Origin of the sequence: Streptomyces sp. NPDC060000, assembly GCF_042737375.1 — a bacterium.
GTDB lineage: Bacteria > Actinomycetota > Actinomycetes > Streptomycetales > Streptomycetaceae > Streptomyces.
In genome coordinates, this window is the sequence record NZ_JBHWUU010000153.1 from 1 (window position 1) to 8,964 (window position 8,964).

Annotated in this window: 6 protein-coding genes and 1 pseudogene; 4 read left to right on the plus strand and 3 right to left on the minus strand. The window is 61.5% G+C overall.

The window, feature by feature from the left end; all coding sequences use genetic code 11:
* Window positions 1-589: 589 nt before the first annotated feature.
* The 3 genes from ACFWBB_RS41845 to ACFWBB_RS41855 form a co-directional block, all read right to left on the minus strand.
* Window positions 590-1,378, minus strand: coding sequence for a protein kinase (locus ACFWBB_RS41845; protein ID WP_385284330.1), 789 nt, complete (start codon window positions 1,376-1,378; stop codon window positions 590-592).
* A gap of 120 nt (window positions 1,379-1,498) precedes the next feature.
* Complete coding sequence (locus ACFWBB_RS41850) at window positions 1,499-1,942, minus strand: glycine-rich domain-containing protein (protein ID WP_385284333.1); 444 nt, start codon at window positions 1,940-1,942, stop codon at window positions 1,499-1,501.
* A gap of 247 nt (window positions 1,943-2,189) precedes the next feature.
* A complete protein-coding gene (locus tag ACFWBB_RS41855; protein ID WP_210962217.1) occupies window positions 2,190-2,420 on the minus strand; it encodes a hypothetical protein in 231 nt (76 codons plus the stop codon).
* A 119-nt stretch (window positions 2,421-2,539) separates the two neighbouring features.
* Between ACFWBB_RS41855 and ACFWBB_RS41860 the strand changes: the two genes are divergently transcribed.
* From ACFWBB_RS41860 to ACFWBB_RS41875, 4 genes and pseudogenes are all read left to right on the plus strand, one after another.
* A complete protein-coding gene (locus tag ACFWBB_RS41860; protein ID WP_385284336.1) occupies window positions 2,540-3,283 on the plus strand; it encodes an XRE family transcriptional regulator in 744 nt (247 codons plus the stop codon).
* Between the two features lie 2 nt (window positions 3,284-3,285).
* Window positions 3,286-3,756: an NUDIX domain-containing protein gene (locus ACFWBB_RS41865; RefSeq protein ID WP_385284339.1), complete on the plus strand. Its 471-nt coding sequence runs from the start codon at window positions 3,286-3,288 to the stop codon at window positions 3,754-3,756.
* 363 nt (window positions 3,757-4,119) lie between these two features.
* Complete coding sequence (locus ACFWBB_RS41870; RefSeq protein WP_385284341.1) at window positions 4,120-8,013, plus strand: NACHT domain-containing protein; 3,894 nt, start codon at window positions 4,120-4,122, stop codon at window positions 8,011-8,013.
* A gap of 707 nt (window positions 8,014-8,720) precedes the next feature.
* Window positions 8,721-8,964 (plus strand): annotated as a pseudogene (locus ACFWBB_RS41875) (transposase); the annotation flags it as partial.

Sequence of the window (8,964 nt, forward strand, 5' to 3'; positions counted from 1 at the left end):
GCCGCTCCCTGTCTTCGCCACCGCTGCGCCGGCCCCCGGCCACTCAGCGCGCAACATCGCCGAGACGGACGGCCAGACCAGCAGGCAACCCGACGAGCCCGAGCGCCAGGACCAAGCGGAAGACAGAGCGACGGCAGAGCGCACGGTCACCGTCCCTTTCGGGGAAGCCGGCAAGCGAGCCAGGTCCTGTCCGCGTCCACAACGCTTCAGCAGGTGGGACTGCGGATCGTGACGCATCGAGGAAACGTGGCTGAGGTCCGGCCGGGGTTGCTGGAGGCACACGTGACGGGTGCTCGTTCGGCGAACCCGCCACCGTGGCTGGCTTTCGGTGGTGCAGGTCAGAACTGGGTCTTCTCTGAATGGACTTCATGCGTGGTTTGCTCCAACTCGGCAGGGTGGCAACTGAGGTTGTACTCGCACCCGCGTCCGAGCACGCCGACCACCCCGGTACCATCGGCACCGGGGTCCTGATCAGGGCTTCCACGACCGGACCACCCGGAATGCTGTCCAGGCTGAGGGGTGGTCCGGTCGCTTGTTATTTCGGCTGCCGCAGCATGAGCACTCCCGCGGCGGCGAACAGGCTTCGAAGTCAGCTCAGGGCTTTGCCCACCTCGTAGATCGTCGGCCGGTCCTCGGGAGCATGGCTGAGCATCGCGTCGACCAGGTCGCCCAGCTCACCCGGCACCCGCACGGGACGACGCCGCCCCTTCACCACGGCTTCTCTCTGTACGGCGCGGGGAGCGTCGTCCGGGTACTCGACAGCGCGCCAACCAGTGGCGCAGATGAGCAGGGAAGCGCCGAGGGCGTAGACGTCGGCAGCCTGCGTCGGCTCGGCCTGCCCGGTGGCGAGCACACTGCGGGCGATCTCCGGGGCTTCGTAGTGGACGAGGCAACCGCGGAACGGGAAGTCGTACCCCTGGGGCACGTGTCCGCCCTGAGCCAGGGCAAGGTCGATGAGGTGCGTTCGTTCCACTCCGATGATGAAGTGGGCGGGCTGCACGTCTCCGTGAGCCCAGCCCTTGCCGTGGAGTTCGGCGAGGGCTTCGACGCATCCCAGGGCGACACCAATGTGGGGCGCGATGACGGGGTCCGGTTCACGGCAGGGTTCCCACAGCCGGTGGAGGTCCGGTCCTTCATGCCAGGGCTGGAAGTTCCAGGTGCCGTGTTCCCACTCGCCGTACGCGATCTCGTCGAGGCCGAGGCGATGGAGCACGGCGCCCTCGCGTGCCGGCGCGAGGGCGGTCCAGGGCTGCGCGGGCCATTCGGCTGTGGCCTCGATCGGATAGCCGACTTTCACGGCGTAGTGACCCCGAGGGCCGAACACTTCCCACACGGTGGAGCCGCGCCGGTTGACGACCAGGCGCCGCGCATTGGGCATGAGCGCATCGAGCACCACGGCCGGCACTTCATGGATCGAGCAGGACAACGTCGTTGTTCTCCTTCCGGACGAACGCGGCCGACCCTGATTCCGGGTCGGCCGCGTCACTGATGTCAGGTCCTAGTTCTGACCGTAGGGACGGCCGCAGTCCGAGTCGCACTGCGCGAGGTTCGTGCCGTCGACGGTCCACAGGTCGTCGAAGACCGCGAACCCTGCGGCCTTCATGGCACGAGCCGACGCCCTGACCTTCTCCGGGTCACGGGCCCCGCCACCCGGCTTGGGGTTGTGGTGGAGGAAGCGGCCCGCGTACCGCTCGCACAGCTGGGCGTACTCCTTGGTGTGCAGGATGAGCGCGTGGAGGCCGAGGTCCACGTCGTCCGACGGGACCATGGGAACGGTCGCGGTGGCCGCCGTGACCACGAAGGCCACGGCCTGGTCGGCGATGCGCTCCGCCCGCTCGGTCGACTGGCCGTCGTGGGTGACCACGAAGTGGGCGAGGCTCTCGAACAGCTCTTCACCCGCGACCGCGCGACCGGTCTTCTGCACGTTCGCCGTTGCTGTCATGTGCCGTCTCCTCATGTGAAGTGGTGCAGGGCGCTTACCTGCCGCCTCGATCGCCGAGTTCGACTCGAAGGTGATCGACGGCGGGCTGGAGGCCGGCCCCGAGCGGGGACGGGGAGCCGTGTGTGGCACCCGCCCGGGGCGGCCGGTCAGTACTGGCCGGTCCCGAGGGCCATGCCGATCACCAGGCCGCACGAACCGCTGATGCAGATGATGAGCAGGACCCCGGCGTACCGGCCGACGGCGCGCATCACAGCCCGGCCCGACTGGTGCCGTTCCTCGCGCTCAGACGCGCGCTCAGCTCTTCCCGAGCGCTGAGTGCGACGACGCCGCCCGGCATGGCATCCCACTCCCTGCCGCCACGGACGGGCCGCATCTGGACACGACCGCCGATCTCCCCCATGACGACGCCGATGCGTCCGCTGGCACTGTCCTTCGCCAGTTCGCCGATGCCTGGCCTGGTCTGCTGGTTGCTCGCCATGCCGACGAGCTTCCTGCCGACCGGCAGGACGTCGGAACCACCGACAAACACCACTTCGGGACGTCCCGCATCCGGTAGAACGTCCCTAGTGCCGTCCCCGGTTGTTAGGAGAGATTGAAATGGCAAACGAGAGGTTACGTGCGGCCATGGCGGCCGGCGGCTGGACGTACAACGCCCTCGCGGACAAGGTCGAAGTCGATCCCAAGTCCGTTGAAAGATGGGTCAATCTGGGGCGTACGCCACGTCGTGCCACGGCCATGGTGGCAGCAGAAACGCTAGGAGAAGACGTGCACGCTCTATGGCCATCGCTCAGGCAGGCACGCCCCGCCCGCGCCGTCAGTCCGGAACTTGTGGCCCTCTACGACCAGCGGGCGGACATCCCCGTCTCCACCTTCGTGGACATGCTGACCCAGGCACGCGAGCAGATCGACGTGCTGGTGTACGCCGCCGTGTTCCTGCACGAGGCGTACCCGCGGCTCAACGAGCTTTTGAAGGAGCGGGCGGCCGAGGGCTGCGCAGTCCGCATCGCAGTCGGCGACGCGGACAGCCCCAACGTGCAACAGCGCGGCGACGAGGAGAAGTTCGGACACGGGATCCAGTCCCGTTGCCGTCTCGCGCTGATGCACTACCGCCCCCTCATCGGGGCGCCGGGCATCGAGGTCCGGACTCACGCCACGACGCTCTACAACTCGATCTACCGGGCCGATGATCAGGCACTGGTCAACGCCCACGTATGGGGCGTGAACGCCTACAAGGCCCCCGTGTGGCACCTGCGCCGAAACGGGGAAGGCGGCATGTTCGACACCTACGCAGACAGCTTCGACGCGGTGTGGGCAACCGCGACGCCAGTACGAGAGAAGTGATCATGGCACGCACCGAGTACTACGACGACCCAGACGCCCCCAAGCCCAACAGTCTGGTCGTCGCCGCGTCCGCAGTGGTCACCGACGCCAAGGGACGCATCCTCCTCCAGCGCCGGCGGGACAACGATCTCTGGGCGCTGCCCGGCGGCGGCATGGAGATGACCGACTCCCTGCCAGGAACCGCCGTCCGCGAGGTGAAGGAGGAAACGGGCCTGGACGTGGAGATCACCGGGCTCGTGGGCATGTACACCGACCCGCGCCACATCATCGCCTACTCGGACGGTGAGGTGCGCAGGCAGTTCAACGTCTGCTTCACCGCCCGTGTGGTCGGCGGCCAGCTCGCGATCTCGGACGAGTCCACGGAACTGCGGTTCGTCCAGCCTGAGCACATCGATCGACTGCCGATGCACCATACACAGCAGCTACGAATCGTTCATTTTCTGGAGCAACGCGAGCGGCCCTATCTCGGTTAATTCCGGAGTCCAGCGGCGCAGTGTCCCGAGTGTCTCGCTACACCCCAAGCCCCGCTAGGCTTGACTCGCTGACAACCGCCGAGCCGCCATCTGAGCCGTGAAGAGAGCGCAAGTGTAGGTGTGCATTACAAAGGCGCAGGCCTCTTGTTGAGGAGGCCTCACCTCGCCACCGCCTCGATGACTCCGCCGCAGCACCTCGATGGCGTGGAGAGCACGAAGCCGTCTCCTCGTCGGGACCCGCTAGCGCGTTGGCCTGTTTGATTCTTCGAAGGATCACTCGGTCGGGTGCTGTCCGGGATCTACCAACTCACGAAAACTGCGGAACCGACCACACTGGACGCGGTCACAGGGCATAATCCGCCCATGGACTTTGACCTGTACCATCTCGGACCTCGCGAGTTCGAGAACCTCGTTCAGTCGATCGCAGTCGCAGAGCTGGGACCGCGGGTCTCAGTCTTCGGGGCCGGGCCAGACGGCGGGCGTGAGGCAACCTTCGACAGCATCACGAGTTCCCGCCTCGGGTGGGACGGTTACGGAATCCTGCAGGTAAAGCACAAGGAGAAGCCTGCCTCACCTGCCGATGAAGCAACGTGGCTTATCGCAGAGATCCGTAAAGAGTTTAAAAAGTGGCGCACGTCAACCAAGCGGGATCCGAAACCCAAATACGTCATCTTCGCTTCGAATGTCACCTTGTCGGCGGTCCCTGAAGTAGGTGGATTCGATCGCGTGGAGCAGGTCATGCGGGAGGAATGTAATTCGCTTGCCGTTGAAGGCTGGATGATCTGGCATTCGGAGAACTTGAATCGATTTCTCGAAATTTACGATGGGATCCGTCGATCATACGCCGCATGGATTCTTCCTGGCGACATCCTGAGTCATATTTATGAGGGGCGGGAGGCTCGCAAGCGAGAAGTAGTGGGTGCAATCAAGTCCTTTCTGTCACGGGAGATTCTGCGAGAAAGATACGCGAATCTCGACCAGGCCGGTTCGGCGGATGATCGAACGATTCCTCTCGCAGATGTTTTCGTTGACCTCCCGATCAGCCTGGCGGATGATTATCGACCTAACGGGGGAGGCAAATGCCTGGAGACCCTTATTGCATCGTGCGATGCAAACCATCGGCCTGATGAGAGCCAAAATGACATCTCGGGACATAGGGGAAACAGATTCGTTCTCGTTGGCGGGCCCGGGCAGGGCAAAAGCACCGTGAGCCAGCTTTTTTGTCAGCTCTACCGAGCACTCCTCGTTAAAGAAACCGACCTCTACGCAAGGAACCCGGACCTTAGGTCTGCTGTAAGAAGGATCATGGCACTAGCCGACCGTGAATCCCTCTCCCCGAATGCTCGCAGATGGCCGTTTAAAATCCCGCTAACCAATCTCGCAGATGGCATCGCAAAGGGTAAGTTCAGTAGCATTCTTGAATATGCGTCTCATCGCATCTCGGCAGTAAGCTCAATCGATGTCACGGCAAGTGACATGAAGGACTGGCTGGGAGATTTTCCTTGGTTGCTCATTCTCGACGGTCTTGACGAGGTCCCGGGATCCAGTAACCGAGATGATGTTCTGCAATGCATTAACGAATTCTTGCTGGACGCCGATGAAGTGAATGCTGACCTTGTCGTGGTGGCTACCACGAGACCACAAGGATACGCAGATGAATTTTCTCCCAAGTATTATCGGCACTATTCCTTGCTCGCTCTCGATACCGACAACGCGCTCACTTATGGTCACAAGTTGGCCCAGGCGAGGTATGGGGCTGCTGCCGACGACAAAGTGCAGCGGCTGATGGATCGGCTGGAACAAGCTGCTGCAGAAGATTCGACAGCGCGACTAATGACAACGCCATTGCAGGTGACGATCATGGCCGTGCTTTTGGATCGAATGGGTAAGGCGCCGAAGGATAGGTATACGCTTTTCGCTGATTACTACCGGGTCATCTACGAACGTGAGCTTGAGAAAGAGGGGCCAGCAAGTAATTTGCTGAGGGACAGGAAGACTGATATCAATGCCATCCACGCCGATATCGGCCTTCTTCTGCAGACCAAGAGTGAGAGGAGCGGCGATACGGCCTCACGGCTCACCCTAGAGGAGCTGAATGTAATCATCTCCGCCCGTCTGGAAGGTGAGGGCTTCAAAGGTGAGGCACTACAGGACCTGACTGCTGCAATAAGCCGAGCAGCCACCGATCGCTTGGTGTTCCTCGTTCCTTTCCGTGCCGACGAAATTAGTTTTGAGATTAGATCGCTTCAGGAGTTCTGGGCTGCTCACGCGATCATGAATTGCCGTGAGGGGGAAATCCCTCGACGACTCCGAGCCATGTCGGTGAGCGCCCATTGGCGTAACGTACTTCTGTTCGCGCTCGGCAACATTTTCGAGAACCGAAAGCCGCTCCGCGATGTAGTAATCACGCTAGTGGCCGAGCTCAATTCGGCCTCACCTCAATACGGAAACTTGCAGCGGCGCATCTTGACAGGCTCCCGTCTGGCCGTCGAGATTTTGCGGGACGGAATGGTACGGGCACCGCGATATGAGGCTGTTCTGCTGGAACAAGCGCTGGAAGTGCTCCGACTTCCGCTCAGCAGTCATGTTTCGCTCCTAGCTGCTTCGATCACGCCAGAAGGGGCGATAATTGCTCGCGATTTTTTGCAATCCGAGTTGGCGAGCAGCGGCTTTCTCGGCGAATCCGTCCTAGTCTTCCTTGGTATCCGGGCAGGTCGCGGTGATGAATGGTCGACTAAGGCCCTTCGCGATATCTATGCGAGAAGTTCCGCTAAAGATCGCGAACGGTACGTGAGTATCGCAAGCAGTGCAGAGAATGCTGCGCTCGTGGCCTGGGTGTCGCCTGCTATGACTGATGCCGGCAATACCATCCCCACTGTTATGGCAGTCCGTAGAATTACTTCCAGTCTTTCACGCGCGAAAGCGTCGAGCCGTTCCGTGCGATCACTGCCTAATCTAAGCGGCCCATTCGCATTTCCTGAGTGGTGGCAAACCGTCGTGCATGCACTCACGGGACCCGTGCCTAGATCGTCGCTGAGAGGACTCAGGGTTGGAGAGCGGGCCACCATCGAAGTAAGGGTCACTTGTTGCAACAGAGCAGATTCCGAATTCGGGCCTGCGCTCAACCTAGACTTCCCTGAAGAGCACTGGCTATCTAAGATCCATCTGTTTTCAGAGCGTCCTAGTAAGCGGACTTTGGCAGACGTTGTTCGCGCCGATTGCCCTGCCGCAAGTGACTATCAAATGTGGGCTAACCGATTTCCGTGGATTGTTCTGTACGCTCTCCGCCTCCGTGATCAGCACGGCAAAGACGCCGCTTCCATGATCGAATCCGGTTACATGGGAGACGCAGCCGACTGGTTTTCTCTGGAGGACTCTTGGGAACAAAGCGAGTTGCGTGAAATGTGTGCGTCAGATTTCGACTCCTGGCGCACGAGTAGAAGTGCTTTCTTTCCGCTTTCAGCGGCGAGTTTCTATCCAAATGATCGCGAGGTGTGGGATTCCTCTGACGTGTTGGCGCTAGTTGAGGCGATCGAGAGCATGGGAGAGGTGGCGGCTAAGTCCAGGCTAGCCAGTGTCGTCTTCAATGTACTGCCTCGACATGCTTCTCGCCATCGCAGGGCACTATTTTCTAGGCCTGTGATGGAGAGAGTCGTAAAATGTCTGGCGAGCGATTCTCATGCGTTTTTGTCCTGGCTCGAGGGAGTGGAAGTCGACGAGAGCTGGAGTGACTTCCTTAACCTTCACGGCATGCAAGTTTGCCCTGGGTATCTTTGGGCTCCAAGGGTTCCAGATTTCGTAGTAAAAGATTGGACCAGAGATTTTAGCAAGGTCGGCTTGGGGCGTATCGCTATGTCGGCTACGGGATGGACCGGGGCTCATCGACGTTACGGGCTGCTAATTAAAGCTGAGTGGGAGAGGGTCAAGGCAGACTGGGGCTCGGACCCGGCCCGGAGATTTCTCGCCGCTCTCGGTGTTGTAGCGACAGATCCGCCGCACGAGCGGGATGATCGAGAACTATTGCTGCAAGTCCTGATTGAGGCTGTACAGGCTAAGGAAGTTTCACTTCATCACGTTTTTAGCCTGATGAAGACTGGGCATGAGGAGACTGATTATGCGTTCCTCGTCGATCTTCTCGATAGGACCAAATCATCAGTAGTTTCTCATGAGGTTCGCTACTCGTATGAGTTCCTGGTAAGTCATCAGGCGAGTGAATGGACGGAAATTTCCTTCGCCGTCATGCGCCCCTGTTTGTGATTTCCTAGAGCTCTCAGCCGGCTTACCCGGAACCGGCGGATGCTAGGGGACGGCGCTAGCCCCTGCACAGGCGCCGTTGCTCGCGACCACCACCGTGGGCTGTAGGAAGGTGGGACTCCTGCCTAGCGGCTCGGCCCCACCCTAGGCACTCGGAGCTCATGTTCGAGAGGAGGGCCGGCGCGATGGCGCTTTGCCACCGCGAGGAGGACGAACTTCGCACCTGCCGTGTGGTCTGGCTGGCGGCTCCAACCAACACGTCTGGTGGAAGTGGGCCGACCGTCCGACCGCCGAGCTAGAACTCTGTCCCTACCCGGATCTGATGGACGGCTGACATCCAAGGCTGACATCAACGACGCCGGACGGGCGCGTACACCAGCGACTCTGTCCGGCCGCCGCACCAGGTGACAGCCGCAGCCCCAGCGGGCCCGGATCGAACTCCTAAAGCGGGTGTCGCAGGTTCGAATCCTGCCGGGGGCACCGGAAAAGGGCCAGCTCAGGAGGGTTTCCTCCCAGGCTGGCCCTTCGTCGTGTTCGAGGCGTGCCACACGCGTGCCGCTAGAGTCCACGCGGAGTGCACATCCCCTGGCTGGTGCCTCTCCCCCACCCTCGCGGATCACGCATGGCCTGATCTACTAGGGATTGTCTGTAGTTGTGATCAAAACCGGGCTTCGGGTCCTGGCTGGGGTGCCGGTCGAGTAGGACTTCGGTTGACACGTGCGCAACTCACGGACAGAGAGTGGGAGTTCATCGGGCCGTTCTTGCCGGTCGGCAGGTTCGGCCCCTACCCCGAGCGGCTGCGTGAGCAGTTCGAGGGGGTGCTCTGGAGGTTCCGCACCGGCAGTCAGTGGCGCGAGACGCCCGAGGGGGTTCGGCGCCTGGCAGACGGTCTACAACCGCTTCATGCGATGGCGGGAAGCGGGCGTCTTCCAGGCCCTGCTCGAAGAGGCGATC